This window comes from Streptomyces sp. NC-S4 (genome assembly GCF_054353315.1).
The window spans coordinates 3,523,870-3,550,620 of record NZ_CM135937.1; the positions used below are offsets into that span (position 1 = coordinate 3,523,870).

Below are 26,751 nucleotides of genomic sequence, written 5' to 3' on the forward strand. Positions count from 1 at the left end.
CTTAGAGCGGGCACGTCATGTCGGAATATGACCGACGCGCCACAACGTCCTCGCTGTGTTGTTGCCTGCAAGCACTTCACGAGGAAGCCTCACAGGTCTTTTTCAAAGGAACCTCATCCACCGGAGTGGACGGGGTATCAACTTCTGGCGTTGATTTTTGGCACGCTGTTGAGTTCTCAAGGAACGGACGCTTCCTTTGTACTCACCCCCGCGACATCCGCTGGGGCTTTCCTCCGGGCTTTCGTTCTGTTCTTGCGTTTCCGACTCTATCAGACTCTTTCGTGTCCGACTTCCTCGGCGCTTTCCAGGTTTTCGCTTTCGCGCTTTCCCTTTCCGGCGGTTCCGACTCTATCAGAAGTTCTCCACCGGATTTCCCCGGCTTCTGATTCCTGAATGAGGAGTCGGTTGTACCCCACTGGAATTCAATTCCGTTTGAGGGGTGAGAGAGAGTTTAAACCATCGCTGCCGAACTTGTCCAGTTCGAGGCAACCGTTCGAATCTACCTCCCCGCGCGCTCCGTGTCAACGGTCTTCGCGGGACGACGAGGAGACTAGCAGCTCAACAGGCTTGTACGCACATCAGGCCGCGGTCGGGAGCGTTGCCGTCTGGTCGGCCTCCTCCACGTCGCCCACGTCGCCGGCGCGCGCGGCCCTGCCGCCCAGGATGAAGACGTAGAGCAGGAAGGCGAGCTCGGCTGCGACGCCGATCGTGATGCGTGCCCAGGTCGGGAGGCCCGACGGGGTCACGAAGCCTTCGATCAGGCCCGAGATGAACAGGACCACCGCGAGGCCGATGGCCATGCCGAGGGCGGTCCGGCCCTGTTCCGCGAGGGCCGCGCGGCGGGTGCGGGGGCCCGGGTCGATGACCGTCCAGCCCAGGCGCAGACCCATGCCCGCGGCCACGAAGACCGCCGTCAGTTCGAGCAGGCCGTGCGGAAGGATCAGGCCCAGGAAGACGTCGAGGCGGCCGGCGGAGGCCATCAGGCCGAGGCCGACGCCGAGGTTCGCCATGTTCAGGAAGAGGATCCAGAGCACCGGCAGCCCGAGGAACGCGCCCAGGACCAGGCAGATCGCGGCCGCCTGGGCGTTGTTCGTCCAGACCTGGGCGGCGAAGGAGCCCGCGGGGTGGCTGGAGTAGTACGTCTCGTACTGGCCGCCCGGCTGCGTGAGCGCCTTCAGTTCGTCGGGCGCTGCGATGGCGCTCTGGACCTCCGGGTGCGTGGCTATCCACCAGCCGATGAGTACGCCGAGCGCCGTGGAGAGCAGGGCCGTCGGTATCCACCAGCGACGGCTGCGGTAGACCGCGGCCGGGAAGCCCGCCGTGAAGAAGAGGGCGGCGTCGCGCCAGCCCGCCCGGCGGGTGCCCGTCACCGTGGCGCGGGCGCGGGCGACCAGCTGGGTCAGCCGTCCGGTGAGCATCGGGTCCGGGGCGCTGGACTGGATCTGGGAGAGGTGGGTGGAGGTGCGCTGGTAGAGCGCGACGAGTTCGTCGGCCTCGTCGCCGGTGAGCTTGCGGCCGCGGCCCAGGAGCTGCTCCAGGCGTTCCCACTCCGCACGGTGTGCGGTCACGAAGACGTCGAGATCCATCCGGTTTGCCGCTCCCCTGTCCCAGGTCCCCTGGCCACTGCCTATTCCTAGTGTGGTCAGCTTGGCAGACTGGAGGCCGTAGGGGCGGGGGCAGGTCACATGAGAGGTGCTGCGGTGAGCGATCTGGTGACGGGGGACGCGGTCGTCCTGGGGCTGAGGCCGGCGCGGCTGCCGAGCCGTGCGCTGGCGATCCTCCTGGACCTGGCCGTGTACGTCACCGGATACGTGCTCATCTCGGTCGGGCTGGCCATGGCCACCGCCTCGCTGGACGACGCCGCCCAGGCGGCCGTCGCGGTGGCGGACTTCCTGCTGTTCCTGGTGGGCGTGCCGATCGCGGTGGAGACGCTGTCCCACGGACGTTCGCTCGGCAAGCTCGCCTGCGGGCTGCGGGTCGTGCGGGACGACGGCGGGCCGATCCGGTTCCGGCACGCTCTGGTGCGCGGGGCCATGGGGGTGGTGGAGCTGATCCTGACCTTCGGGTCGATCGCGTGCATCGCCTCGCTGGCGTCGGCGCGGGGGCGGCGGCTCGGGGACGTGTTCGCGGGGACCCTGGTGGTGCGGGAGCGGGTGCCGGGGACCCGGGTGATGCCGGTGCCCGCGCCGCCTCCGTGGCTGGCGGGGCGGTTCACGGGGCTGGATCTGTCGGCGGTGCCGGACGGGCTGTGGCTGGCGATACGCCAGTACCTGACGCGGATGAACCAGCTGGATCCGCAGGTGGGCGCCGCCATGGCGGCGCGGCTCGCGGACGATCTGGTGGCGCGTACGGGGGCGCCGCCGCCGGCCGGGGTGCCGGCCGCCGCGTTCCTGATGGCCGTGGTGCACGAGCGGCAGTCGCGGGACGCCGCCCGGGCGTTCCGGCCGTCCGCCGCCGTTGCCGGCTTCGGGGCCGCGCCCGCGCCGGTGGCGGGGCCGGTTCCCGCCGTGGCTCCGGTGCCCTACGTGGCTCCCGCACCCGTGGCACCCGCAGCGCCCGCGGAGGCTCCGCGGGCCGGCGGGTTCGCGCCGCCCGCCTGAGGGGTCACTGCTCCTCGAAGGCCGAGGGCGGCGTCTCCAGGTGTTCGAGTTCGATGCCGGGGGCCGAGAGCACCACGTCCCCGGCGATGTGGACCGTGTGGACCTCGCCCGTGTCCAGGGCGCTGACCCGGTACTCGTCCACCAGCAGCGGTCCGCTGTCCGTGGGGTGCTCCTGGCGGGCCACGAGGGCCCAGGCCTGGTCGACCGTACGGGGTGCCAGGACCGGATCGGTGAGGGCCAGCAGCCGGACGCGGGTGGCGGGGGCGCCGGGGGTCGGGCGCAGCAGGCGGGCCGTGGCGACGAGGAAGGCCGGGGAGGTGCCGGTGAAGCCGGGGGCGGCGATGTTGCCTTCGGTGGCCTCGGTGCCGGTGGGGTCGGTACGGACCCAGGTGACGCCGTCGATGGCGGCGCCCCGCACCTGCCAGCTGCCGGCGTTGACCTCCATGCGGATGGGGCGGCCCAGCTCGTCGATCGCGAGGTCGACGGAACCGCGGTGGTCCCCGTCGGGGCCGGTGAGCTGGGAGACGTAGCGCCAGCCGGAGGGTCCGGGGGCGCAGTGGAAGTGCTCCTCGCCGAGCGGGGTGTGGTCGTGCGGGTCGTGGAGCGAGTAGCGGCCGCGGGGCATGTGCGCACACTTCTTCGGATCGGAGGGGATACGGGGCAGGCCCCCGGCACATGTGCCGGGGGCCTGCTTCAGGTACGTCCGCGGTTGATCAGCCGGTGATCAGTAGCGGTAGTGGTCCGGCTTGTACGGGCCCTCGACCTTGACGCCGATGTAGGCGGCCTGCTCCGGGCGCAGGGTGGTGAGCTTGACGCCGAGGGCGTCGAGGTGGAGGCGCGCGACCTTCTCGTCGAGGTGCTTCGGGAGCACGTAGACCTCGGTCGGGTACTCCTCCGGCTTGGTGAAGAGCTCGATCTGGGCCAGGGTCTGGTCCGCGAAGGAGTTCGACATCACGAAGGACGGGTGGCCGGTCGCGTTGCCGAGGTTCAGCAGGCGGCCCTCGGAGAGGACGATCAGGACCTTGCCGTCGGGGAACGTCCAGGTGTGGACCTGGGGCTTGACCTCGTCCTTGACGATGCCGTCGACCTTCGCGAGGCCGGCCATGTCGATCTCGTTGTCGAAGTGGCCGATGTTGCCCACGATGGCCTGGTGCTTCATCTTGGCCATGTCGGAGGCCATGATGATGTCCTTGTTGCCCGTGGTCGTGATGAAGATGTCGGCCGTCTCGACGACGTCGTCGAGGGTGGCGACCTGGTATCCGTCCATCGCGGCCTGCAGCGCGCAGATCGGGTCGATCTCGGTGATGATGACGCGGGCGCCCTGGCCGCGGAGGGACTCGGCGCAGCCCTTGCCGACGTCGCCGTAGCCGAAGACGACCGCGACCTTGCCGCCGATGAGGACGTCGGTGGCGCGGTTGATGCCGTCGATCAGGGAGTGGCGGCAGCCGTACTTGTTGTCGAACTTCGACTTGGTGACGGCGTCGTTCACGTTGATCGCCGGGAACAGCAGGGTGCCCTCGGACATCATCTCGTAGAGGCGGTGGACACCGGTGGTGGTCTCCTCCGTCACGCCGCGGATCTCGGACGCGAGCTGGGTCCACTTCTGGGGGGACTCGCCGAGGGTGCGGTTGAGCAGGGTGAGGATGTGGGCGTACTCCTCGGAGTCCGCCGTCGACGGGTCCGGGGCCGAGCCGGCCTTCTCGAACTCGACGCCCTTGTGGACGAGGAGCGTGGCGTCACCACCGTCGTCGAGGATCATGTTCGGGCCGCCGGTGGGGGTGTTCGGCCAGGTCAGCGCCTGCTCCGTGCACCACCAGTACTCCTCCAGCGTCTCGCCCTTCCAGGCGAAGACGGGGACGCCCTGCGGGTTCTCCGGGGTGCCGTTCGGGCCCACCGCGATGGCGGCGGCCGCGTGGTCCTGGGTGGAGAAGATGTTGCAGGAGGCCCAGCGGACGTCGGCGCCGAGGGCGACGAGGGTCTCGATGAGTACGGCGGTCTGCACGGTCATGTGCAGCGAGCCGGTGATGCGGGCGCCGGCCAGGGGCTGGGCCTCCGCGTACTCGGCGCGGATCGACATCAGACCCGGCATCTCGTGCTCGGCCAGGGTGATCTCCTTGCGGCCGAACGCGGCAAGGGAGAGGTCTGCGACCTTGAAGTCCATGGGTGCTGCTCCTCATGGTTCGAGAGGGTGGGTACGGCTGGGCCGTGCGCCGTCCTGGGGACGGGACACCGAGCACAGTCCGTCGGGGGTCCTCTCTCCCCTCGGCCGGTCGCAGGGACCGCCCGACCCGCCATCAGCAGCGACGTCTGACACTGGGCACGAATCTACACCGATCGGCGGAGTCTGCCCCAGTCAGCCGGAGAACTGGCCCCTCTTTCCTCCGGGCGCCCCGACGGTGCCCCTCATGTGGTGTGACACCCCGTCGGCAGACCGGCGGGACCGGCCCGTACAGTTCGGCCGCACGTCGGATCGAACAGGGCAGGGGCGGGAACATGGGAATGCAGGGCCGGGTGGCGGGACGTCGGCTGGGGGTGACATCGGTGGCACTGCTGGTGCTGGGCGCGCTTCTGGGCTGCGTCGGGGGTCTGGGCGGGTACTTCTTCATGCCGACGAAGGTCATGCCGTCGGGCCACATGGAGCCGACCCTCCCGACGGGCTCGTCGGTGGTCTTCAACCTGTTGACCGTCAAGGTGAATCGCGGCGACGTGGTGCTCTTCGACTCTGCGGCCTGGGGCGAGCAGCACCAGTCCGTGGAACGGGTGGTCGCGGTGGGCGGCGACCGCATCGCCTACACGCCCGGGGACCGGACCCTGACCTTGAACGGGAAGCCGCTGGACGAGCCGTACGTCCTGAACGGCGATCCGGTGGCCGGGTCGCCCGGCGCGTTCAGTGTGAAGGTGCCCGAGGGCCGGCTGTTCGTGCTGGGCGACAAGCGCGGCAACTCCGACGACTCCCGCTACCGGTTCGAGGACTCGGAGGGCGGAACCGTGCCCTTGTCGGACGTGAAGGGCACGATGATCGACCAGGGCGATCCGCTGCTCGTCGGTCTGCGGTCCGCAGCGCTCGTCGGCGCCGCGGTGCTGTGCGCCGGTGCACTGCTCGGCGCCGTCTCGCTGCGGCTCCGCCGCCGGGCGGCAGCGACCGCGGTGCACCCGGCGTACGCGGGGCTGGTGCCGCCGCCGGGGGCCTGAGGGCCCCGGTCGTACCGAAGGCCCCCGCGGGCTGCTGCTCGCGGGGGCCTTCGGGTGTTCGGGGCCGCTCGGTGACTACTTGGCCGCCTCGGGGCGGTAGATGTCCGGCTCCAGGTAGATCACGCGGGCGATCGGGACGGCCTCGCGGATGCGGGCCTCGGCGGCGTTGATCGCGTCGGCCACCTGGGTCGCGGTGTCGTTGCCCTCGACCGCGATCTTGGCGGCGACCAGCAGCTCCTCCGGGCCCAGGTGCAGGGTGCGCATGTGGATCACGCGGGTGACGACGTCCCCGTCGACCACCGCGGCCTTGATCTTCTCGACTTCCTCGACACCGGCGGCCTCACCGAGCAGCAGGGACTTGGTCTCCGCGGCCAGGACGATCGCGATGGCGATGAGCAGGACGCCGATGCACAGGGTGCCGATGCCGTCCCAGACGCCGTCGCCGGTCAGCAGGGCGAGGCCGACGCCGCCGAGCGCGAGCACCAGGCCGACGAGCGCGCCCAGGTCCTCCAGCAGTACGACGGGCAGCTCGGGGGCCTTGGCCCGCCGGACGAACTGGGTCCAGGTCTGCTTGCCCCGGATCTCGTTCGACTCCTTGATCGCCGTGCGGAAGGAGAAGGACTCGGCGATGATCGCGAAGAGCAGGACGCCGACCGGCCAGTACCAGGCCTCGATCGGGTGCGGGTCGTGGATCTTCTCGTAGCCCTCGTAGATGGCGAACATGCCACCGACGGTGAAGAGCACGATGGAGACCAGGAAGGCGTAGATGTAGCGCTCGCGCCCGTACCCGAAGGGGTGCTGCGGCGTCGCCTCGCGCTGCGCCTTCTTGCCGCCGAGGAGCAACAGCCCCTGGTTCCCGGAGTCGGCCAGCGAGTGGACGCTTTCCGCGAGCATCGACGAGGAGCCGCTGAAGAGGAACGCCACGAATTTGGCTACAGCGATGGCGAGGTTGGCGGCGAGTGCCGCCACGATCGCCTTGGTACCGCCCGACGCGCTCATGGGTGCAGGGTGTCCTTCCTAGCCACTGACTACCGGCCGCACATTGTTGCAGCCGGTGGGAGGGGCGCGGCGTCAGACCACCACGGTGGCACGGAAGATCGTCCCGGTTCCGGACAGTTCGACCTTTTCGCCCGCCGGTACGAAGACCGACTCGCCCGGGGTCAGGGCCAGTTCGCCCGCCTGCGGGGAGCCTGCCGTGCAGAGCAGGATCTGCGGGGCGCCGTCCGGGAGTACGTGCGGGGCGCCGCCGGGTGCGAGGAGGAAGCGGGAGAGCCGGAACTCGTCGATGGGGGTCTCGTAGACCTCCTCGGCGTCGCCCTCGGGACGCAGCAGGTTCGGGTCGCCCGGCTCGAACCTCGCGATCTTCAGCAGCTCGGGCACGTCCACGTGTTTGGGGGTGAGCCCGGCGCGCAGCACGTTGTCCGAGTTGGCCAGCAACTCCACGCCGAGGCCGTCGATGTAGGCGTGCGGGACGCCGGCGCCGAGGAACATCGCCTCGCCGGGCTGGAGTCGGACGTGGTTGAGCAGCATCGCCGCGATGACTCCCGGGTCGCCCGGGAAGTGGTGGACCAGCGTGGCGTACGGGGTGTAGCGGCCGCCGATGCGTGTGACGGCGGCGGCCACCTCGTGCACGGTGTGGGCCATCTCGGCGCGGTCCGCGGTCAGTACGGCCGTCAGCATCTCGCGCAGGGCCGCCTCTTCGGGGTGTGCGCGCAGCAGGTCGACGTACGGCTTGAGACTGTCCACCTCCAGGCCCGCGAGGAGGTCCGCGGCCTCCGACGGCGGGCGGAAGCCGCACAGTCCGTCGAACGCCGTGAGCGCGCAGATCATCTCGGGCTTGTGGTTGGGGTCCTTGTAGTTGCGGTGGTCCGCGTCGATCGGGATCCCGCGGCGCTCCTCGTCCTCGAAGCCGGTACGGGCCTGGACCGGGTCGGGGTGGACCTGGAGGGAGAGCGGGGCACCGGCGGCGAGGATCTTGAACAGGAAGGGCAGCCGGGGGCCGAACTTGGCGACGGTGGCGGCGCCCAGCTCGCCTTCGGGATCGGCGGCGATGACGTCCGAGAGTGCCCGCTCGCCCGCTCCCCGGTCGATGCGGGAGGGGGCGCCCGGGTGGGCTCCCATCCACATCTCGGCCTGGGGCTCACCGGTGGGTTCGACACCGAGGAGCGCGGGGAGGGCCGTGGTGGATCCCCAGGCGTAGGGGCGGATCGTGTTCGTCAGGCGGTCCATCGTCGTCTTCCTGGATAGAGCTGGGTACTTCAGTGCCTCAGCTGTGTCCGCCGGAAGCCAACGCCAGGTAGGCGGTGGCGAAATCCGTGACGGCGAGGAGTTCGGCGAGCTGCTCCAGTTCGACGCCCTCCTCCGGTTCGAGCTCGCTGATCGCCGTGTCGTGGCTGTGGGCGAGCTCGCGTGCGGCGGGGGCGGCGGTGAGGCCACCGGCCGGCCGGTCGCGCAGCAGGACGACGCGGGCGCGAAGGGCCTGGGGCTCTTCGACCCGGTCACGGAAGAAGTCGTCGGGGTCGGCACCGGCGGCGAAGGAGCCGGCGAGCAGGATGCCGTGGGCGGGCAGTGCCTCGGGAAGCACGGCGGCCAGGGCCGGGCGGCCGGCGAGCTCGGCGAGGGTGGCGGCGAACCGGCGGCCCGCGGGGGCGGCGCCGGTGCCCTCGCTCCAGATGAGCGGGAGGGAGTCGGCCAGCTCGGCGGCGAGGGTCTTGGCCGGGTTGGAGTAGGTGGCGATGGCGGGCCCGCAGCGTTCGGCCGTACGGTCGAGCCGGTCGGCGACGAGCTGCAGGGTGTCGGGGGCGGCGGTGATCAGGCCGACCTTGTCGAGGAGCAGCAGCAGCGGCGTCAGCAGGGCCCACAGGGCGCCGGGTCCGGCCGCGGCGGACTCGTCGTACTCCTGGTACGGGGCCTTGGCCATCGGTACGAGGAGCCCGTGCGCGCCGTCCACCGCCTCGCTCAGCGGTGAGCGCTCGGGGGCGACGGCGACGACGGTGCAGCCGCGCCGGTACGCCTGTTCGGCGAGGACGGCGAGCCCGGGCTCGGTGCCGTCGGTGGTGGCGAGGAGCAGCAGGTCGACGGATCCGGCCCAGCCGGGCAGGGCCCAGCGCAGCGCGCCGGCGGCGTGGGCGACGCCGGTGGGATCCAGCCGGATGACGGGCGCGGAGGCTCCGGCGAGGGCGCCGAGCAGGTCGGCGACGCCGGTGGCGGCGGTGCCGGGCCCGGCGATCAGGACGGAGCGCGGGCGGCCGTCGGGGCGCAGGTCGGCGAGGCCGGCCTCGGTCGCGTGCCGGGCGGCGGTACGGACTCTGGCTCCGGTCTCGGCCGCACCGCGGAGCAGGCCCCGGCGGTCGACGCGGGCGAGATCGTCCGGTGCGTCGAGGAGCGACTCGTCGAGCATGGCGGCCTCCGGCGGTGTTGACGGATCCAGGGTGGCGGAATCGGTCTCAGCGTCTGCGTGTGCGCCTGCGTCTGCCTGCGCGGCGCGGGGCGGGGCGGGCAGGGTCAGGCGGGGCGGCGGGCCTCGTCCACGAGGAGCACGGGGATGCCGTCGCGGACCGGGTACGCGAGGCCGCAGTCCTGGCCGGTGCAGATCAGCTCGGGGGTCGTCTCGTCCGCCGACTTGTCCTCGAGGGGCGAGTGGCAGGCGGGGCAGGCGAGGATCTGCAGGAGGCCGGCTTCGAGCGGCATGGGGCGGTTCCCTTCGGGCATGTGGGTGGGGCGAGGTCAGCGTACCGCCGAGTTCGCGGCGGTGCGGTGTCGTGCGGGCGGGTCGGACCTGGCCCGGAGCCGGGCCCCGGGCTCCGCCCCGGCCCGCGCCTCAAACGCCGGCGGGGCTGGAGTGGGCGGAGCCCGGCTCCCAGGTGCAGCCCCGTGTGCGCCTCAAACGCCGGCGGGGCTGAAATGGTCAGGCGCGGATGAGGGCCAGGGCCTCGTCGCGGACCTTGGCCAGGGTGGCCTCGTCACGGGCCTCCACGTTCAGCCTCAGCAACGGCTCGGTGTTCGACGCACGCACGTTGAACCACCAGTCGGCCGCCGTCACCGTCAGACCGTCCAGCTCGTCCAACGTGACACCCTCGACGTCACCGAAGGCCTCCTTCACCGCCGCCAGCCGCGCCGCCTGATCACCCACCGTGGAATTGATCTCCCCCGAACCCGCGTAACGGTCGTAGGAAGCCACCAGCCCCGACAGCGGACCCTCCTGACCACCCAGCGCCGCCAGCACGTGCAACGCCGCCAGCATGCCCGTGTCCGCGTTCCAGAAATCCTTGAAGTAGTAGTGCGCCGAGTGCTCACCACCGAAGATCGCACCCGTCCTCGCCATCTCCTCCTTGATGAAGGAATGACCCACCCGCGTGCGGACCGGCGTGCCGCCGTTCTCCCGCACGACCTCCGGCACCGACCACGAGGTGATCAGGTTGTGGATCACGGTGCCCGACCCGCCGTTGCGGGCCAGCTCACGCGCCGCGACCAGGGCGGTGATCGCCGACGGCGACACCCCGACACCCCGCTCGTCCACGATGAAGCAGCGGTCCGCGTCACCGTCGAACGCGATGCCCAGATCCGCACCCTCCGCCAGGACACGGGCCTGGAGGTCCACGATGTTCTTCGGGTCCAGCGGGTTCGCCTCGTGGTTCGGGAACGTGCCGTCCAGCTCGAAGTACATCGGCACCACATCCAGCGGCAGACCCTCGAAGACGGTCGGAACGGTGTGACCGCCCATCCCGTTGCCCGCGTCGACCACGACCTTCAGCGGCCGGATCGACCCCAGGTCCACCAGACCCTTCAAGTGCGCGGCATAACCGGGAAGCGAGTCCAGCTCCGTCACCGTCCCGGGGACGGTGCCCTCGGGGACCGCGGGGGCGCCCTCGTCCGACCACTTCTCCACCAGCGCCCGGATCTGCGACAGACCCGTGTCCTGACCCACCGGAGCCGCACCCGCACGGCACAGCTTGATCCCGTTGTACTGCGCCGGATTGTGCGAGGCCGTGAACATCGCACCCGGCAGACCCAGCGAACCCGACGCGTAGTACAGCTGGTCCGTCGAACACAGACCGATCAGCGTCACATCCACCCCACGCGCCGCCGCACCCCGCGCGAACGCCCCCGACAGACCCGGCGACGACGGACGCATGTCATGACCGATCACGATCGCCGCAGCGCCCACGACCTCCACGAACGCGGCACCGAACAGCTCGGCCAGGGACTCGTCCCACTCGTCCGGCACGACGCCACGCACGTCATACGCCTTGACGATGTTCGAAAGATCTGCGGCCACTGCCTGCCCTCCTGAAGGTCCTGTGCGGTTCAGCAAAACCTACCCTGAACCAGGAGCAGCTCTTCAGACCGCCGGAGCGTCAGGAATCGGGCGATCTCAGGACGCGCAGGTGTCCACGACGGGTCTCGCCGGTGGACGGGCCGCCCTGGCCGGGGCCGCCGGCCTCGGCGGTGCGTCCCGGCGGGCGGGCGGCTTCGCGGACGGCGTTGGCGAGGGCTTCGAGGTCGTCGCCGCTGGGGCGGGACGGCCCGGAGCTGTCGGCAAGGCGCACGACGTCCCAGCCCCGTGGGGCGGTCAGGCGCTCCGAGTGCTCGGCGCACAGGTCGTAGCAGTGGGGTTCGGCATAGGTGGCGAGCGGGCCGAGAACTGCGGTCGAATCGGCGTAGACGTACGTCAGTGTCGCGACGGCAGGGCGGCCGCACGCGGTGCGCGAACAGCGACGTACAAGGCTCACGACGTTGGACGGTACCGCACTCTTGACCGGGCCGCGACGACTCCACCGCCGCTCACTCCCCCGTGTCGTGCTCGGAGCTACCCTGCGGGGGTGACCGACACCCCTCTTCCGCCCTGCCCCGCCGAGCCTCCCGCGGGGGCCCGAACCGAGCCGCGCCCGCGTCGGCGGGACCGGCACGGGCGCGGGATGCGCGGTCCGTTGGCCCCTCCTCAGGTGCCGCTGGCGGCAAGCCGTTCGGAGCTGTTCGGGGACCTCGTACGGGACTCCGTGGAGCGGCTGGAGCGGCGCTGGCCGCAGCTGGAAGAGGTGGAGTTCCTGATCGGGGACGTGCCCGGACCGCCGGGCGGTCCGGACGGCGGCTGGAACGACGAGGCGGTGCCGCTGGGCGCGGTGGCGGAGTCGCGCGAGGGGCGGCCCGCCCGGATCGTGGTCTTCCGGCGGCCGGTGGAGATCCGCACCAAGACGCGGGACGAGAAGGCGATGCTGGTCCACGAGATCGTGGTGGAGCAGGTGGCGGAGCTGCTGGGGCTCTCGCCGGAGACGGTGGACCCCCGGTACGGCCAGGACTGAGAGCCGTCCTGCCGCCGCGTGCCGGGGGCCCGCCGTCCGGTGGTCATCCGGTGGTCATCCGGTCAGGACGGAGAGGTCCTGGACGGCCTTGGGGACCGAGACCGTGGAGTGGTCGTCCGAGAGCCCCTGGACGGTGAACATCGTGATGCCCTCGTGCGGGAGGGTCAGGGTGCGGGACGCGTGGACCGGGCCGCCCGAGACGGTCTCGACGGTGAGGGCGTAGGAGCCCTTGCCGCCGGCGGGGGCCAGGGTGAGCGTCTGCGTGGTGCCCGCCTTGACGGTGACCTCCTGGGAGGCCGGCTCGCCGCCGCCGGTGCCCGGCGAGGCGGTGACCTTGACCTTCGCGTCGGCTCCCGGGGCGGTCAGGGCCAGCAGGGTGGTGTTCTCCTCGGGCCGGTTGTCGGCCACGGTCGCCCGTGCTCCGACCGGTCCGGTGGCGGGGATGAAGCCGATGTCCTGCTTGGCGCCGCTGCCGCGGACCACCCGGAGCGCCGCGACGACCGGGGCCGACTTCTTGGGGTCGGACGGCGTCAGCAGCAGCGAACCGGGTTCGCCGCGCGTGAGGTCCTTGAGGTCCACGGCCGCCGTCATACCGGCCTTGACGTGCACCTGCTCGCTGCCCGCCGGGCTGATCGAGCCTTCGCGTGCGGCCAGGCGCACCTTCAGGTCCGCGTCCTCCTCACCCGGTACGAAGACGACCAGCTTCACGGAGGTGGCGTCCCCCGGGATGCCCGGCAGGACGAGCGAGCCGGCCGGGTCGACGGAGGCCGGCAGCCAGTCGGCGCCCACGCCCTCCTCGCCGACCTGCACCGATGCGCCCACCCGGCCGGCGCGCGTGGTCACGTGGGCGGTGGCGTCCGCGAGCTGGGCTCCCGGGACCAGGGTGGACAGCAGGACGGTCTTGGTGGACTTGGGGTCGACGCGGATGCTCTCGCTGGTCCCCGCGTCGGGCTTGGCCGGACCGTCCGGGCCGAAGAGCTTGATGTCGACGATGGCCGCGGCGTCGTCGGGGTTGGTGAGGTGGACGTAGTCCTCGCGCCCCTTGGCCGTGCTCACCGCGGGGAACCAGAAGTCGGTGCCGGGTGCGGTGCAGCCGACGCCGAGCACGCCACGGGCCCGGCCGACCGAGACCTTGGTCGTCAGCTGCGCGGTCCAGCCGGGGGCGAGGACCCCGTCGGCGCTGCCGGTGAGGGCGGGTGCGTCGGCCCCGCTGGCGGTGGCCCCGAGGGGCTTGCCCGGCTCCTTGGGTTCCAGCACCGGCTTGGCGTCCTTGGTCGCGCCGAGCAGCCGGGCCGAGCCCTTGCCCTCGCCGGCGGGCGCCCCGGGGGTGAAGGACGTGTACGTGGTCTCGGCGATGTCCGAGGAGCTGGGCCCCGGGCACACCAGCAGGGACCGTTCCACCGGCATCCGGGCGGCGGCCGCCCTGCCGTCTGTGGCCTTCCCGTCGGCGGCGGGTGCGGTGAGGGCGGCGACGCCGGTGAGGGCGGCCAGGGCCGCGGTCACCGCCGCCAGCGTCAGGGGTGCGCGCTGCTTCACTGCTGGGGGCTCCCGTCCGGACGCGGGTCGTGCGGTGCGTGGGGGTGGTGGGGGTCGTACGGCTGGTACGGCTCGTACGGGTAGGGGTACTGCTGCTGGTCCGGGTCCTGGACCGGCTGGTGCGGGGGCTGCTGCGGGGGGTAGGGGTCCGCGTAGGCCTGCCCGCCCTGACCGCCCTGCCCGCCCAGGCCGGCCTGCTGGTCGTACTGCGGGTACTGGTCGTACGGGGCCTGCTGCTGCGGCTCGTACGCGTAGCCGCCCTGGTCGCCGTACGCCTGGTACGCGTAGCCGTCGTCGCCGTACGCCGGCTGCGCCGGGATCTGCGCGTACGGGTCGGCGACCGCCGCGGTCTCCACCGGTACGGGGGCGGGCTCGGCCTCGGCTCGCAGCCGGCGGGCGCGGCGGCCCTCGCCGGCCTCGCCCGGGCCGGTCCGGTCCGGGAGCGCGGCCTCCTCCTCCGGCAGGTCGTCGTCGAGCTCCGCGCGGCGGCCGGGCAGGGCCATCACCAGCAGGAGCAGGGCGAGGAGGCCCTGGGTCCAGTACCAGGCGGTCCGCAGCAGGGAGTCCTCGTGGACGAGGTCGAGGCGGCCGCCGCCGGCGGGCAGTTCGAAGCCCTGTGCCCAGCCGTCGAGGGTCTTGGGCTTGAGGGACTTGCCGTCGAGGGTGGCCCGCCAGCCTTCATCGGCCCGGTCGGCGATGCGCAGGACGCGGCCCGCGTCACCGGCGGGGATCTTGCTGTGGACCTCGACGGGTCCGGCCGCGACCGGGATCGGGGCTTCGCCCTGCTTGCCGGAGACGATCACCGCGCGCGGCTGCCAGGGTTCGACGCCCCACAGGGCGGTGCCGTCCTGCTGGTGGCGCCGGCTGAGGCCGGGGGTGGCGTCGAGGACGCGGCGGATCTCCTCGGGACCGCCGGGGCGGAACATCACGAAGCGGATGGCGTAGGCGCTGAGCTGGCTGGACTGGTCGGCACCGGAGCCGGCGACGAGGTTGGAGACGACCTTGTCGAGGCGGGCGTCGGCGCCGGTGCGGGCGGTGACCTCCGCGTCGCCGATGCGGCCGCCCGGGCCCCGGACGAGGCTGTAGGAGACGGTGGCGGGCGGGTTCAGGTCGAGGATCAGGGTGCGGGTCTGGTTGTCGTCGCCGGAGGCGTCGGCGACGAAGGCCGGGACCTGGACGGGGTCGCGGCGCTGCAGCGGGCCGTCGGCGCCGGCGACCATCCAGGTGGCGGCGGCGACCAGCGGTCCCACGGCTGCGGCCAGGGCGATGAGGGCCGCCAGCGGCTGGCGCCAGCCGAAGCTGCGCGCGGCGACGCGTTCCCTGGCGCCGTCGGCGCCGAGGGCGGCGGCCGCGAGCAGGGCGAGCCCGTGGACGAGGGTGGCGGGTCCGGCCCAGGCGCTGCGGTTGAGGACGACGGCGAGGAGCAGTCCGGCCAGGGCGGCGGCCCAGGCGGTGCGGACGGCGAAGGCCCGGTCGGCGCGCAGCAGGGCGGCCAGGGCGGCGAGGACGATGCCGACGAGCACCGGTCCGGCGCCGGTGCCGGGGCCGCCGGGGCTGAGGGTGAGCAGGCCCAGGGCGTCGGCGGAGCCGGCTCCGTAGGGCAGTCCGGCCTCCTGGAGGAGGCGGCCGGGGTGCGTGAACAGGCCCAGTGACCAGGGGGCGAGGACGACGAGGGGGACGGCGAGGGTGGCGAGGAACCGCAGGCCGTACGCCTTCCAGTGCGCGCGGCGCAGCACCAGCGCGGCGGTCCCGAGGACGGCGGCCAGCGGCCATACGACGGGGGTGAAGGCGGTGGTGAGGGTGAGCAGCAGCGTGTACGTCCACAGCGCGCGCCGGCCGCCCCGCCGGTCGGTGGCCTCGGCGCCGTCGGCGAGGTCGAAGGCGGCGACGGCGGCGCGGGCGAGGAGGGGGAGCGTCACGGCGAGGACGGCGGTGCCGAGGCGGCCGCCGGCGAGGGCTCCGGTCACGGCCGGGAGGAAGGCGTAGGCGACGGCCGCCCAGGCGCGCAGCAGCCGGGATTCGACGAGGGGCCGGGAGGCGAAGTAGGCGGTGAGGCCGGCGAGCGGGACGGATCCGGCGAGCAGCAGGGTCAGGGCGGCTTGGGGGGAGCCGAGGAGCAGGGTGGCGAGGGTGCCGAGGAGGGCCAGGTAGGGCGGCGCGGAGGCGGTGGAGCCGGTGCCGACGGCGTGCCAGCCGTCGGTGTAGGCGCTCCAGAGGTCGGAGCCGCTGCCGGGGGCGGGCAGCAGGGCGCCGCCCATGAGGGAGCCGCCGCCGATCAGGCCGCGGCAGGCGACGAGGGAGACGACGGCCAGGAGGGCGAGGAGGAGGGGCGCGGGGTTGCGGGCGAGCCGCTTGAGGCGGGCGAAGCGCTCGGTCTCCAGCAGGTACTCGCCGTCCTCGCGGGGGGCGTCGAGGACGCTGCCCCCGCCGTGCCGGCCCGCGGGGGCGGCGGCGGTGTCGCGGTCGCTGCCGAAGTAGCCGGCGAGCTGTTCCGCGTTGGCCCGCAGGGAGGCTCCGGGCGGGGGGAAGAGCGGGCGCAGTTCGGCGGCGGGGACGGCGGGGCGGCGGCGGGCCTTGCGGGCGGCGAGGAGCCGGCCGGGGCGCAGCAGGGTGGCGAGCAGGCCGGTGAGTTCGTCGACGGCCTGGCCGGGGGCCTTGCCGATGAGGTAGGCGAGGGTGCGCAGCACGGTGCCGAGCAGGACGCGCAGCAGGACGTACGGGAGGGCGCGGCCGGAGCTGTTGGCGAGGATGGTGTAGACGGCGCCGGCCTTGTCGACGCGGTGCGGGCCGGCCGTGGTGCGTCCGGCGCAGTCGACGGTGCGGCGTTCGCGGGCGGCGGCCTCGGCGTGCCGCAGGACGGCGTCGGGGGCGACGAGGACGGTGTGGCCCGCGCTCTGGGCGCGCCAGCACAGGTCGACGTCGTCGCGCATCAGGGGCAGGCGCCGGTCGAAGCCGCCGAGCTCGTCGTAGACGTCGCGGCGGACCAGCATGCCGGCGGTGGAGACGGAGAGGACGGGGCGGACCTGGTCGTGCTGGCCCTGGTCCTGTTCGCGGCGGTCGAGGCCGGTCCAGCGGCGGCCGCTGCGGGCGATGGTGACGCCGGCTTCGAGGAGCTGCTTCTTGTCGTACCAGCCGCGCAGCTTGGGGCCGATGACGGCGGCGTCGGGGTTGTCCTCGGCGACGCGGAGCAGTTCGGTGAGGGCGTCGGGTTCGGGTGCGCTGTCGTCGTGCAGGAGCCAGAGCCACTGGACGGGTTCGCCGTGGGGGAGGTCGGGCAGGTCGTAGGTGTCGTCGCGCCAGGTGCGGCTGACGGGGTCCCAGCCGCTGGGGCGCTTGAGGTACGGGAGGTCCTCGGGGCTCAGGGTGCCCGCGGCGCGTGCGGTTTCGTCGACCGCGGTGCCGAAGCCGGTGCGGCGGGCGAGGTGCAGGACGCGGTCGTCGCCGAGGGCTTCGGTGAGCAGGCGCGCGGAGTCGTCGGAGCTGCCGGTGTCGGCGGCGATGTGGTTCTGCGCGGGGCGTTCCTGGCCGAGGAGGCCGGCGAGTGTCCGGGGCAGCCAGCGGGCGCCGTCATGGGCGACGAGGACCGCGGTGACGACGTGCCGGGGGAACTCGGGTGTGGCTGGGGCCTGGTAGGAGGCCGTCGACTGGCTGTGCAGGGACATCGCGGTACGGGCCCTCCGGCCGGGGGTCCGGGGGTGGTGTGCCCTCGGAGGCTGCTGGACAGCGCCCCACCCTAACGGCTGTCACGACAGCGGTCCGCCTCCTGCGGGGAAGGTGCAGGAGGCGGACCGTGTGCCGTGCTGTGTGCCGTGCCGTGTGCCGTGCCGTGGTGCGTCGGCCGTTTCAGACCGCTGCCTTTTTCAGGCGGCGGCGTTCCCGCTCGGACAGACCGCCCCAGATGCCGAATCGCTCGTCGTTGGCGAGGGCGTACTCAAGGCATTCGGAGCGGACTTCGCAGGCGAGGCAGACCTTCTTGGCCTCGCGGGTGGAGCCGCCCTTCTCGGGAAAGAAGGACTCGGGGTCGGTCTGGGCGCACAGTGCGCGCTCCTGCCACCCGAGCTCTTCGTCCGCCTCCTCGACCAGCAGTTCCTGAAACAGCTCGGTCATGTGCGCCCCTCGCTCTGTCTGTGCGTCCCCGTGACGATGTCGTCACTGATTGCTACGTAACGACACGAGTGAAATTACAAGTGCGTGGCTCCGGGGCAGTCAAGCCGAGATCTGCTATTGGGCCCCTTATTCACTCTGCGGAACCAAGCCTATGCAGTAAGTGTTCATATCGCCAAAAATCGTGACACATGCCACCGGCGTCACAGGATGCCGTCTTTACCCGTATTCCACGTGCCACCTCCGGGCGGGGTTGCGGTCCGGCCGGAGAAGCGGCGCAGATCACATTCAGGTCACGGAAGTCGGGATCTGGTTTGAGCGCCGACACAGCGCCACATCCCCTGTCGCACACTGCACAAACCTTTCTCCGGGCGCAGTAACCGGATGAGGTGAAACTTTTACACCAAAGCGGACATTGAGTTGACAGTCAGGCCTCCCAGCCGTTCTCCTTGTTTTCATGTCAGCGCCCGCAGCCACCACCCGGACCCCCATTCGTGGGTTCCTGTGCGCTGCCCAGGTTCGCTGTTGCTGTTGCAGCTGTTGATGCCCGTGGAGCCCCGGCTCCCGAGAGCTCCGGCCCGCCCCCGCAGCAACCGCCAGCACGACTGACATCCGTCGAGGTACCCCCCACGATGAACAGCACGAACAGCGCCACCCCCGCCGCTCCCGCCGCTCCCGCCACGGTCGAGAGCGACCTCCAGATCGCCGGCGACATCCTCGCCGTCCAGCACCTCCTCCAGCCCGCCCGCGAACACCCGGCCACCGTCGCCGAGTTCGCCGGGCTCGCCCGCTCCATCGCCGAGGACCGCGCCTCCTGGGAGCACCTCGTCGAGTACGACGCCACCACCCGCTGGTACCACCGGCTGCGCACCGGCCCCGGTTACGAGGTCTGGCTGCTCAGCTGGGTCCCCGGCCAGGGCAGCGGCCTCCACGACCACGGCGCCTCCTCCGGCGTCATGACCGTCCTGGAGGGCGAGCTCACCGAGCACACCCCCCGCGGCCGCACCACCCACCGCCCGGGCACCCAGCGCGTCCTCGCCCCCGGCTACGCCCACGAGGTCGTCAACGACACCCTCGACGGCGCGGTCAGCCTGCACGTCTACTTCCCCGGCCTGACCGAGATGCCGATGCACAGCTGCTCCCCGGCCGACTCCGCGTCCGTACCGGCCTGACCTCCACCCCGGCAGCAGCACGGCTGACAGTCCCACCCGTCGCCCGGCCACCACCCCTCAACGACAGCCTTCGGCTGACAGTCCCACCCGTCGCCCGGCCACCACCCCTCCTCGACAGCCTTCGGCTGACAGACTGTCTGCATGCGCATTGTTGTTCTGGCCGGCGGTATAGGCGGCGCCCGGTTCCTGTCCGGACTCAAGTCGGCCGTGCCCGACGCGGACATCACGGTCATCGGCAACACCGGTGACGACATTCACCTCTTCGGGCTCAAGGTCTGTCCCGACCTGGACACGGTGATGTACACCCTCGGCGGTGGCATCAACGAGGACCAGGGCTGGGGCCGCACCGACGAGTCCTTCACCGTCAAGGAAGAGCTCGCGGCGTACGGGGTCGGACCCACCTGGTTCGGCCTCGGCGACCGCGACTTCGCCACGCACATCGTCCGTACCCAGATGCTCGGCGCGGGCTACCCGCTGAGCGCCGTCACCGAGGCCCTCTGCGACCGCTGGCAGCCCGGCGTGCGGCTGCTGCCCATGTCCGACGACCGGGTCGAGACCCACGTGGCCATCACCGAGGCCGGCACCGGGGAGCGCCGCGTCATCCACTTCCAGGAGTACTGGGTCCGGCTGCGCGCCTCGGTGGACGCGGAGGCCGTCGTACCCGTGGGGGCCGAACAGGCCAAGCCCGCGCCCGGGGTGCTGGAGGCCATCGCCGCAGCCGACGTGATCATCTTCCCGCCGTCGAACCCCGTGGTCTCGGTCGGCACGATCCTCGCCGTGCCCGGCATCCGGGAGGCCGTCGCCTCCGCCGCGGCGCCCGTCGTGGGCCTCTCCCCCATCGTCGGGGGCGCACCCGTGCGCGGGATGGCGGACAAGGTGCTCGCCGCGGTGGGCGTCGAGTCCACCGCCGCCGCCGTCGCCCTGCACTACGGGACCGGGCTGCTGGACGGCTGGCTCGTGGACACCTCGGACGCGGACGCCGTCGCCGAGGTCGAGGCCGCCGGGATCACCTGCCGCGCGGTGCCGCTCATGATGACCGATGTGGAGGCCACCGCGGAGATGGCCCGCGCCGCGCTGGCGCTGGCGGAGGCCTCCCGGTGACGCGGACGCCCGCGTACGAGGTGCGGGCCGTCGAGGGGATCCCGGAGGTCAGGCCGGGCGACGACCTGGCGAAGCTGATCACGACGGCCGCCCCGGACCTGCGGGACGGGGACGTCCTGCTGGTCACCTCGAAGATCGTCTCCAAGGCCGAGGGCCGGATCGTCGAGGCCGACTCGCGCGAGGCCGCGATCGACGCCGAGACCGTGCGGGTGGTCGCACGCCGGGGTCCGCTGCGGATCGTCGAGAACCGGCAGGGCCTGGTGATGGCCGCGGCCGGCGTGGACGCCTCGAACACCGCCCCCGGCACGGTGCTGCTGCTGCCCGAGGACCCGGACGGCTCTGCCGCCGCGATCCGCTCCGGTGTCCGCGACGCCCTGTCCGTGGACGTGGGCGTGGTCGTGACGGACACCTTCGGGCGGCCGTGGCGCACCGGGCTGACGGACGTGGCGATCGGCTCGGCCGGGGTGCGGGTCCTGGACGACCTGCGCGGCGGCACGGACGCGCACGGCAATCCGCTGAGCGCGACGGTGGTGGCGACCGCGGACGAGCTCGCCGCCGCCGGCGACCTGGTCAAGGGCAAGGCGGCCGGCCTGCCGGTGGCCGTCGTGCGCGGGCTGGGCCACGTGCTGGGCGAGGGCTCCACGGCCCGGGACCTGGTGCGCTCACCGGCGGAGGACATGTTCCGGCTGGGCACCTCGGAAGCGGTACGGGAAGCCGTGACGCAGCGCCGCACGGTACGGGCCTTCACGGCGGAGCCGGTGGACCCGGGCGCGGTGCGGCGGGCGGTGGCGGCGGCCGTCACGGCCCCGGCCCCGCACCACACGACGCCGTGGCGGTTCGTGCTGCTGGAGTCCGAGGCCTCCCGGGTACGGCTGCTGGACGCGATGCGGGACGCGTGGATCGCGGACCTGCGGGCGGACGGCAAGTCCGAGGAGTCCGTGGCGAAGCGGGTGCGGCGCGGGGACGTGCTGCGGGCCGCCCCGTACCTGGTGGTGCCGTGTCTGGTGACGGACGGCGCGCACCACTACGGGCACGCCCGGCGGGACACGGCGGAGCGGGAGATGTTCGTGGTCGCCATGGGCGCGGGCGTACAGAACCTGCTGGTCGCGCTGGCCGGGGAGCGGCTGGGGTCGGCGTGGGTGTCCTCGACGATGTTCTGCCGGGACGTGGTGCGGGAGGTGCTGGAGCTGCCGCAGGACTGGGACCCGATGGGAACGGTGGCGGTGGGGCACCCGGCGGCGCCCCCGGCGGAGCGGCCGGGGCGGTCCGCGGCGGACTTCATCCAGGTGCGGTGACGCCTGCGGCGAGCCCGGCGGACCGGCGGGTCCCCCGCCCTGCCGGGCGGTCCCCGGTCCGGCGGGGCGGGGGTGCCTGACGGCAGGCCCGGGCCGTCACTTTCCGATCCCGTCGGCCGGGCCCGAGGGTCTGGGTCGTCTCTTTCGGATCTTCGGCAGAGCCCGCGGCGTCCTGGACGTACTCAGGCGCCCCGACAACGCGGCCGGGTGCGGTGCCGGGCGCCGCGGGCCCGGCAGGATCCGGAAGGGGCGGGCGCCTAGAGGCGGCCGATGTCGCCGCGTGGCATGCGGGGTGCGCGGCGGGGCGGGGTGCGGCCCGCGAGGAGGACGAGGCGGGCCGCGCGGTGGCGCTGGCCCGCGTACGGGGCGAGGAGCTCCAGCATCGCGGAGTCGTCGGTGTCGCGGTCGCCCGCGAGGGCGAAGCCGATGATGCCGGGCAGGTGGAGGTCGCCGGTGGTGATCGCGTCGGGGTGGCCGTTGCTGCGCTGGAGGGTCTCGGCGGAGGTCCACGGGCCGATGCCGGGAACGGCCTCCAGCCTTCGTACGGCTTCGGGCAGGTCCATCGCGGCCGCCTCCTCCAGGCGGTCCGCCACGCGGGCCGCCCGCACGATCGTGGCGGAACGCTTGGCATCGACGCCGGCCCTGTGCCAGTCCCAGGACGGGATCATGGCCCAGGTGCGCGGCGCGGGCACGACGTACAGGTCCGGGCCGGCCGGGCCCGGGGCGGGCTCGCCGTACTGCCGGACCAGGCGGCGCCAGGCGCGGTAGGCCTCGTCGGCGGTGACCTTCTGCTCCAGGACCGTGGGGATCAGGGATTCGAGGACCAGGCCGGTACGGGTGAGGCGCAGGCCGGGACGGCGGCGGTGGCTGGCGTGCACGAGGCGGTGGCGGGGCACGAAGGCGGCGGGATCGTCTCCCGCGCCGAGGAGCGCGGGCAGCTCTTCGAGGAACCAGTCGGCGCCGGGGCCCCAGGCCTCGGCGTGCACCTCCTCACCGGCGCGGGACACGCGGAGGGTGGCCGGGCCCTGCGGGGTACGGCCGGTGCGCCAGACCGAGCCGTCGGGGGTGGTGCGGAAGGTGGGGTCGGCGGGGCCGCGGCGGAGCGGGCCGAGGGTGAGGCCGAGGTCGACGGGACCCTCGGGGGTCCAGCGGCGTTCCCGGGCCCCCGAGCCGGCGGCGGCGCCCCGGCCGGCGGGTACGTCCGTGCGGCCGCCGCGCACGGCGGTACGGGTGAGTGGGTCGAAGCGGCCGGCCATGCCACCGAGCGTAGCGCTGCCCGGCCGCGTCCCCCGGGGCTCCGCCCCGGACCCCGCGCCTCGACCTCGCCCGGCCACCGCGGGGAGCGGCCTGCCAGGACGACAGCACGGGTGGTCCCGGCGGCGGGCCGCCGGGCGTCCCGGGCGTGGCTCTGCCGTCCAGCCGGTCGGCGACGCGCCGGGCGGCCCCGCCGGGTGCCCACGCCGGGTGCCCGCGGCGGGGCCGGGTCCGGCGCTCGGGGCGCGGGCGCGGGAGCGCCGTAGGGGGGTGCGGGGCGGCGCCCCCGGCAACGGCGCCGCACGCCCCGGACCCCGTCGGCCGCCGGAGGCTACGGGCGGCCCTGGAGCTTCGCCGAGGCCGTGCGGGTGGCGCCCAGCTTGTTGTAGAGCTTCGTGCCCGGGCATTGGGTGGCGAAGCCGTCCCGGTGGCCGGCGATGACGTTCATCGACACGTTCCTGCCCTTGGGGTAGCGGTTGCCTCCGCCCGACGTGAGGGTCGTCTTCGCGCGCGGGTCCCGGCCGAAGAGGCCGAGCTTCCAGGCGGTGAGGCGGGCGACCGAGTCGACCACCGCCGCCGGCGGGGCCGTGGAGGTGAAGGTGCCCAGCACCGCGACGCCCATGCTGTTGGTGTTGAAGCCCATGGTGTGCGCGCCGAGGACCGCCTTGGCGACACCGCCCGCGCGGCCCTCGTAGACCGTGCCGCACTTGTCGACGGCGAAGTTGTAGCCCAGGTCCCGCCAGCCGTTGCTGATCACGTGGTAGCGGTACAGGCTGCGCAGGACCGCCGGGGCGTCCTTGCAGGCGTAGTTGTTGCCGGAGGCGCTGTGGTGGACGAAGGCCGCCTTGACCGTGCTCGTGTAGACGAAGCCCGTTTCGCGCAGGCCCTCGTTCGCGCCCCAGCCCTTGCGGGTGACGATCCGCGGGCGCGGGCCGATGTACGGGGCGGCCGCCGCGGTCAGTTCGCCGTCGCTCGCGAAGATCGCGTCGGCGGTGGTGTCGGCCTTGTCGAGTGCGGTGATCTCGTTCGCGCCGAGCGAGGCGTGCGGGACGTTCGCGGCGGAGGACTCGGCGGTCTGCATCGACATGGCGGGCACCGCCACCTCGCCCTTGCCGTCGCCGTCGGGGCCGGTGTTCTTGCCGTCGGAGCCCGTGGCGGGGACTTCCTCCCCCGGGTCGACGAGCTCGATCCGCATGCCCGTGGGCAGCCGGGAGGGTGCCCGGGTGGCCGGGGCGCCGGATTCCGCCTGGACGCGGACCTCCACGGCGTCGGACTCGCCCACCCACAGCGGGGCGGTGGCGCCGCGGATCTTGCGGGAGCCGCGTTCCGCCGCGTCGGGGTCGGCGGCGTGCTCGCCGTTGTGGGTCTCGACGTCCTGCCAGTCCGACCACGTGGCGGTCCGGGTGGAGCGGGTCCGCACCTGGACCCGGCCGTGCAGTTCGGTGGCCGCGTCGTCCCAGACCACGCCGACCAGCGAGAACGTCTTGACCTCGCGTGCGGTCAGGCCCTGCGTCTCGGGACGGCCCGGGGAGGCGCTCATTCCGGGGACTCCGGGCGCCCGCGTCGCCGAGGGTCCCAGCGGGACGAGCGGCAGCGATTGGGTGGACCCGGCGGGAGTTACGGGGGCGGTCTCGGCCAGGGCGGGGGTGGGGAGCGCGAGGGGCAGGGCCAGTACGGCGGCCGTCGCGACGCCGATCGAGGAAGCAAGGAATCCACGCATGAAAAGGATGGTGAGCACGTGGATCGCCGCGCGCCATCCGAGAACTGACGCTCCGTCCGACCCGCCGCGCATACCCCTCCTCCGTACGGAGGAGCCGACGGCCCTCGTACGGGGGACGGGCCCGCGTACGCTGTGCCGGGTGAACGCCACTGACCGCACCCCTGCCGACCTGCTGCGATCCGCGCTCGCCGCCGATCCGGGCCGCCCGCTCGTCACCTTCTACGACGACGCCACCGGCGAACGCGTCGAATTGTCCGTCGCGACCTTCGCCAATTGGGTGGCCAAGACCGCCAATCTGCTCCAGGGCGACCTGGGGGCCGAGCCCGGGGACCGGCTCGCGCTGCTGCTCCCGGCGCACTGGCAGAGCGCGGTGTGGCTGCTCGCCTGCGCCTCCGTCGGGGTCGTCGCCGAGGTGGGCGGGGATCCGGCGGGTGCGGATCTCGTCGTCAGCGGGCCGGACACCCTGGAGCGGGCCCTGGCGTGCGGCGGTGAGCGGGTGGCGCTCGCGCTGCGGCCGCTGGGCGGACGGTTCCCGCAGCCGCCGGCCGGGTTCGCCGACTACGCCGTGGAGGTGCCGGGGCAGGGCGACCGCTTCGCGCCCTTCGTGCCGGTGGATCCCGAGGGCCCGGCGCTGGTCGTCGGCGGCGAGGAGCTCACGCAGTCGGAGCTGGTGGCCCGCGCCCGCGAGGACGCGGCGAAGCTCGGCCTCGGCGAGGGATCGCGGGTGCTGACCGGGCTCGGCTACGACACCTGGGACGGGCTCTCGGCCGGGCTCTACGCCGCCCTGGCCGCGGGCGGGTCCGTGGTGCTCTGCCGGAACCTGGACCGGCTGTCGGCCGACGGGCTGGCGCAGCGCGGCGAGAGCGAGCGCGTCACCCACACCGTCTGATCGCCGCCCGGAGGCCTGTCACTCACACTGGTGAAAGGCGAGTTCGGGCGATTTGTCACCCGGACGGCCCTAGACAGGCCCCCGCCCCCGGGCTGCTCCGGCGCCCCGGGGGCAGCATCGGCAGTGGCCGTGCTCACCCGTACGGCCGACGGCCCGTAGTCGTAGCGGCGAGGGGACGGACGCCAGTGACGGACAGCGCAGGCATACCGGGCGGCACCGACGCGGCCGGAGGCGCGGGGCGGCCCCCGCGCGGCCGCGGGCGTCGGCGCCGGCTGCTGCGCTGGGTCGGCCTCGGTGCGGTCTTCCTGGTCCTGGCGGGCACGGCCACCGGCTGGTGGCTCTACAACAAGCTCGACGGGAACATCACCGAGGACACCTCGGCCGCGGCCGAGCTGAGGCGCTACGAGCGCGAGCGCCCGGCACACCGTGCCACCGGGTCCCAGAACATCCTGCTGATCGGCTCGGACTCGCGCTCCGGCAGGAACAACGCCGGGTACGGGCGGGACAAGGGCACGGAGCGCTCGGACACCACGATCCTGCTGCACCTGCCGCAGGACCGCAGGAGCGCGACCGCGGTGTCGATACCCCGGGACCTGATGACGGACATCCCGTCCTGCCTGCAGGTGGACGGCAGCCGCACCGCCGAGCGGTTCGCGCAGTTCAACTGGGCGTTCCAGTGGGGCGGGGCCGCCTGCACGATCCGTACGGTGGAGAAGCTGACCGGGATCCGCGTCGACCATCACATGGTGATCGATTTTGACGGGTTCAAGAAGATGGTCGACGCCATCGGTGGGGTGGAGGTCTGCCTCAAGGAACCGGTGAACGACTCCGAGGCCAAGCTGCGGCTGGCCGCCGGGCGCCAGACCCTGCGGGGCGAGCAGGCGCTGGGGTACGTCCGCGCCCGCCACAGCCTGGGCAACGGCAGTGACACCGAACGGATGGACCGTCAGCAGCAGTTCCTCGGTTCGCTCGTCAAGAAGGTGCAGAGCAACGGGGTGCTGCTGAATCCGGCGCGGCTGTACCCGCTGCTGGACGCGGCGACCTCCTCGGTGACCACGGACCCGGGGCTGGCCTCGCTGCGGGGCCTGTACGAACTCGTGCGGGGCATGCGGGACATACCGACCGATCAGGTCAAGTTCCTGACGGTGCCCCGCAGGCCCTACGCACCCGACCCGAACCGGGACGAGCTGGTCGAGCCCGACGCGGCGCGGCTGTTCCAGCAGCTGCGCATGGACAAGCCGGTCACCGTCGCTCCGCCCAAACCCACCCCGACCGCACGTCCGGCCGAGGCTGCGGGGTCGGGCACGGAGGCCGATTCGAACACGGACCCCTCCGGCGAGGGAACCATCACACCTCAGGTACCCGTCCCTACTTTTACGGGAACCACTGCGGGCAACGCCGACTGCCGGTAAAGCAATCCCAAAAGGCGGTGACCGAACCGAGCGGGATGGGCGGTTCGCCCCGTTATAAGGGGAGTGGAATTTGTCACCAGCATGGTTTGCCGCCGAACAGGGCGGATAAGGTGAGCGATCCGGTGCCCGGCCGGATCAGAAACGGGCACCAGCAGCCGGATCGTTGACCGTGCG

The 26,751-nt window shown here is 72.9% G+C and carries 22 protein-coding genes; 8 read left to right on the top strand and 14 right to left on the bottom strand.

Annotated elements, in window-relative coordinates:
• Nucleotides 1-578 precede the first annotated feature (578 nt).
• Nucleotides 579-1,586: a stage II sporulation protein M gene (locus ACXNSR_RS15460; RefSeq protein WP_458642592.1), complete on the bottom strand. Its 1,008-nt coding sequence runs from the start codon at nucleotides 1,584-1,586 to the stop codon at nucleotides 579-581.
• Between the two features lie 114 nt (nucleotides 1,587-1,700).
• On the opposite strand from ACXNSR_RS15460, the gene ACXNSR_RS15465 reads away from it, so the two are divergent.
• Entirely contained in the window at nucleotides 1,701-2,600 is a 900-nt protein-coding gene (locus tag ACXNSR_RS15465) for an RDD family protein (RefSeq protein ID WP_458642593.1), read from the top strand.
• 4 nt (nucleotides 2,601-2,604) lie between these two features.
• On the opposite strand, the gene ACXNSR_RS15470 is transcribed toward ACXNSR_RS15465, so the two are convergent.
• Both ACXNSR_RS15470 and ahcY read right to left on the bottom strand, forming a co-directional pair.
• Nucleotides 2,605-3,225: a hypothetical protein gene (locus ACXNSR_RS15470; RefSeq protein WP_458642594.1), complete on the bottom strand. Its 621-nt coding sequence runs from the start codon at nucleotides 3,223-3,225 to the stop codon at nucleotides 2,605-2,607.
• Between the two features lie 99 nt (nucleotides 3,226-3,324).
• Entirely contained in the window at nucleotides 3,325-4,761 is a 1,437-nt protein-coding gene (gene ahcY / locus ACXNSR_RS15475; protein WP_458642595.1) for an adenosylhomocysteinase, read from the bottom strand.
• 380 nt (nucleotides 4,762-5,141) lie between these two features.
• Between ahcY and lepB the strand changes: the two genes are divergently transcribed.
• Nucleotides 5,142-5,792: a signal peptidase I gene (lepB, locus tag ACXNSR_RS15480; protein WP_458642596.1), complete on the top strand. Its 651-nt coding sequence runs from the start codon at nucleotides 5,142-5,144 to the stop codon at nucleotides 5,790-5,792.
• A gap of 75 nt (nucleotides 5,793-5,867) precedes the next feature.
• Here the strand turns inward: lepB and ACXNSR_RS15485 are convergent, their stop codons facing one another.
• From ACXNSR_RS15485 to ACXNSR_RS15510, 6 genes are all read right to left on the bottom strand, one after another.
• Nucleotides 5,868-6,791: a cation diffusion facilitator family transporter gene (locus ACXNSR_RS15485; RefSeq protein ID WP_458642597.1), complete on the bottom strand. Its 924-nt coding sequence runs from the start codon at nucleotides 6,789-6,791 to the stop codon at nucleotides 5,868-5,870.
• Nucleotides 6,792-6,863: 72 nt separating this feature from the next.
• The gene (gene manA, locus ACXNSR_RS15490) at nucleotides 6,864-8,021 is read right to left on the bottom strand and encodes a mannose-6-phosphate isomerase, class I (RefSeq protein ID WP_458642598.1); all 1,158 of its coding nucleotides are present in this window, start codon (nucleotides 8,019-8,021) and stop codon (nucleotides 6,864-6,866) included.
• Nucleotides 8,022-8,058: 37 nt separating this feature from the next.
• Nucleotides 8,059-9,192: an SIS domain-containing protein gene (locus tag ACXNSR_RS15495; RefSeq protein ID WP_458642599.1), complete on the bottom strand. Its 1,134-nt coding sequence runs from the start codon at nucleotides 9,190-9,192 to the stop codon at nucleotides 8,059-8,061.
• Nucleotides 9,193-9,296: 104 nt separating this feature from the next.
• Nucleotides 9,297-9,482 (bottom strand): Trm112 family protein, encoded by a 186-nt coding sequence (locus ACXNSR_RS15500; RefSeq protein ID WP_327385137.1) that lies wholly within the window; start codon nucleotides 9,480-9,482, stop codon nucleotides 9,297-9,299.
• 217 nt (nucleotides 9,483-9,699) lie between these two features.
• Nucleotides 9,700-11,070, bottom strand: a complete 1,371-nt coding sequence (locus tag ACXNSR_RS15505; protein ID WP_458642600.1) for a phosphomannomutase/phosphoglucomutase — start codon at nucleotides 11,068-11,070, stop codon at nucleotides 9,700-9,702.
• Between the two features lie 79 nt (nucleotides 11,071-11,149).
• Entirely contained in the window at nucleotides 11,150-11,524 is a 375-nt protein-coding gene (locus ACXNSR_RS15510) for a DUF3499 domain-containing protein (protein WP_458642601.1), read from the bottom strand.
• A gap of 90 nt (nucleotides 11,525-11,614) precedes the next feature.
• Here ACXNSR_RS15510 and ACXNSR_RS15515 point away from each other — a divergent pair, with 90 nt between their 5' ends.
• The gene (locus ACXNSR_RS15515; RefSeq protein WP_458642602.1) at nucleotides 11,615-12,094 is read left to right on the top strand and encodes a metallopeptidase family protein; all 480 of its coding nucleotides are present in this window, start codon (nucleotides 11,615-11,617) and stop codon (nucleotides 12,092-12,094) included.
• A gap of 54 nt (nucleotides 12,095-12,148) precedes the next feature.
• Here the strand turns inward: ACXNSR_RS15515 and ACXNSR_RS15520 are convergent, their stop codons facing one another.
• From ACXNSR_RS15520 to ACXNSR_RS15530, 3 genes are all read right to left on the bottom strand, one after another.
• Complete coding sequence (locus ACXNSR_RS15520) at nucleotides 12,149-13,630, bottom strand: DUF5719 family protein (protein ID WP_458642603.1); 1,482 nt, start codon at nucleotides 13,628-13,630, stop codon at nucleotides 12,149-12,151.
• On the bottom strand, nucleotides 13,627-17,292 hold the full coding sequence (locus ACXNSR_RS15525) for a glycosyltransferase family 2 protein (protein WP_458642604.1): 3,666 nt from the start codon (nucleotides 17,290-17,292) through the stop codon (nucleotides 13,627-13,629). The genes ACXNSR_RS15520 and ACXNSR_RS15525 overlap by 4 nt, the downstream gene beginning before the upstream one ends.
• 181 nt (nucleotides 17,293-17,473) lie before the next feature.
• The gene (locus ACXNSR_RS15530) at nucleotides 17,474-17,737 is read right to left on the bottom strand and encodes a WhiB family transcriptional regulator (protein ID WP_003983763.1); all 264 of its coding nucleotides are present in this window, start codon (nucleotides 17,735-17,737) and stop codon (nucleotides 17,474-17,476) included.
• Between the two features lie 629 nt (nucleotides 17,738-18,366).
• On the opposite strand from ACXNSR_RS15530, the gene ACXNSR_RS15535 reads away from it, so the two are divergent.
• The 3 genes from ACXNSR_RS15535 (at nucleotide 18,367) to ACXNSR_RS15545 (ending at nucleotide 21,302) form a co-directional block, all read left to right on the top strand.
• Nucleotides 18,367-18,906: a cysteine dioxygenase gene (locus ACXNSR_RS15535; protein WP_458642605.1), complete on the top strand. Its 540-nt coding sequence runs from the start codon at nucleotides 18,367-18,369 to the stop codon at nucleotides 18,904-18,906.
• Nucleotides 18,907-19,047: 141 nt separating this feature from the next.
• Nucleotides 19,048-20,007, top strand: coding sequence for a 2-phospho-L-lactate transferase (gene cofD, locus ACXNSR_RS15540; RefSeq protein ID WP_458642606.1), 960 nt, complete (start codon nucleotides 19,048-19,050; stop codon nucleotides 20,005-20,007).
• On the top strand, nucleotides 20,004-21,302 hold the full coding sequence (locus ACXNSR_RS15545; protein WP_458642607.1) for a coenzyme F420-0:L-glutamate ligase: 1,299 nt from the start codon (nucleotides 20,004-20,006) through the stop codon (nucleotides 21,300-21,302). The genes cofD and ACXNSR_RS15545 overlap by 4 nt, the downstream gene beginning before the upstream one ends.
• Before the next feature lie 257 nt (nucleotides 21,303-21,559).
• Here ACXNSR_RS15545 and ACXNSR_RS15550 read toward each other — a convergent pair whose 3' ends face one another.
• Both ACXNSR_RS15550 and ACXNSR_RS15555 read right to left on the bottom strand, forming a co-directional pair.
• Entirely contained in the window at nucleotides 21,560-22,558 is a 999-nt protein-coding gene (locus tag ACXNSR_RS15550; protein WP_458642608.1) for a DNA-3-methyladenine glycosylase family protein, read from the bottom strand.
• Nucleotides 22,559-22,887: 329 nt separating this feature from the next.
• On the bottom strand, nucleotides 22,888-24,276 hold the full coding sequence (locus ACXNSR_RS15555; RefSeq protein ID WP_458642609.1) for a peptidoglycan recognition protein family protein: 1,389 nt from the start codon (nucleotides 24,274-24,276) through the stop codon (nucleotides 22,888-22,890).
• A gap of 139 nt (nucleotides 24,277-24,415) precedes the next feature.
• Between ACXNSR_RS15555 and ACXNSR_RS15560 the strand changes: the two genes are divergently transcribed.
• The gene (locus ACXNSR_RS15560) at nucleotides 24,416-25,165 is read left to right on the top strand and encodes a TIGR03089 family protein (RefSeq protein ID WP_458642610.1); all 750 of its coding nucleotides are present in this window, start codon (nucleotides 24,416-24,418) and stop codon (nucleotides 25,163-25,165) included.
• Nucleotides 25,166-25,350: 185 nt separating this feature from the next.
• The gene (locus tag ACXNSR_RS15565; RefSeq protein ID WP_458642611.1) at nucleotides 25,351-26,577 is read left to right on the top strand and encodes an LCP family protein; all 1,227 of its coding nucleotides are present in this window, start codon (nucleotides 25,351-25,353) and stop codon (nucleotides 26,575-26,577) included.
• The last annotated feature ends 174 nt before the right edge of the window (nucleotides 26,578-26,751 follow it).

Coding starts and splice junctions, on each gene's coding strand:
- ACXNSR_RS15500 (WP_327385137.1), bottom strand. CDS start 9,482: ATGCCGCTCGAAGCCGGCCTCCTGCAGATCCTCGCCTGCCCCGCCTGC.
- ACXNSR_RS15550 (WP_458642608.1), bottom strand. CDS start 22,558: ATGGCCGGCCGCTTCGACCCACTCACCCGTACCGCCGTGCGCGGCGGC.
- ACXNSR_RS15535 (WP_458642605.1), top strand. CDS start 18,367: ATGAACAGCACGAACAGCGCCACCCCCGCCGCTCCCGCCGCTCCCGCC.
- ACXNSR_RS15495 (WP_458642599.1), bottom strand. CDS start 9,192: ATGCTCGACGAGTCGCTCCTCGACGCACCGGACGATCTCGCCCGCGTC.
- ACXNSR_RS15555 (WP_458642609.1), bottom strand. CDS start 24,276: ATGCGTGGATTCCTTGCTTCCTCGATCGGCGTCGCGACGGCCGCCGTA.
- ACXNSR_RS15525 (WP_458642604.1), bottom strand. CDS start 17,292: ATGTCCCTGCACAGCCAGTCGACGGCCTCCTACCAGGCCCCAGCCACA.
- ACXNSR_RS15485 (WP_458642597.1), bottom strand. CDS start 6,791: ATGAGCGCGTCGGGCGGTACCAAGGCGATCGTGGCGGCACTCGCCGCC.
- ACXNSR_RS15530 (WP_003983763.1), bottom strand. CDS start 17,737: ATGACCGAGCTGTTTCAGGAACTGCTGGTCGAGGAGGCGGACGAAGAG.
- ACXNSR_RS15470 (WP_458642594.1), bottom strand. CDS start 3,225: ATGCCCCGCGGCCGCTACTCGCTCCACGACCCGCACGACCACACCCCG.
- ahcY (WP_458642595.1), bottom strand. CDS start 4,761: ATGGACTTCAAGGTCGCAGACCTCTCCCTTGCCGCGTTCGGCCGCAAG.
- ACXNSR_RS15460 (WP_458642592.1), bottom strand. CDS start 1,586: ATGGATCTCGACGTCTTCGTGACCGCACACCGTGCGGAGTGGGAACGC.
- cofD (WP_458642606.1), top strand. CDS start 19,048: ATGCGCATTGTTGTTCTGGCCGGCGGTATAGGCGGCGCCCGGTTCCTG.
- manA (WP_458642598.1), bottom strand. CDS start 8,021: ATGGACCGCCTGACGAACACGATCCGCCCCTACGCCTGGGGATCCACC.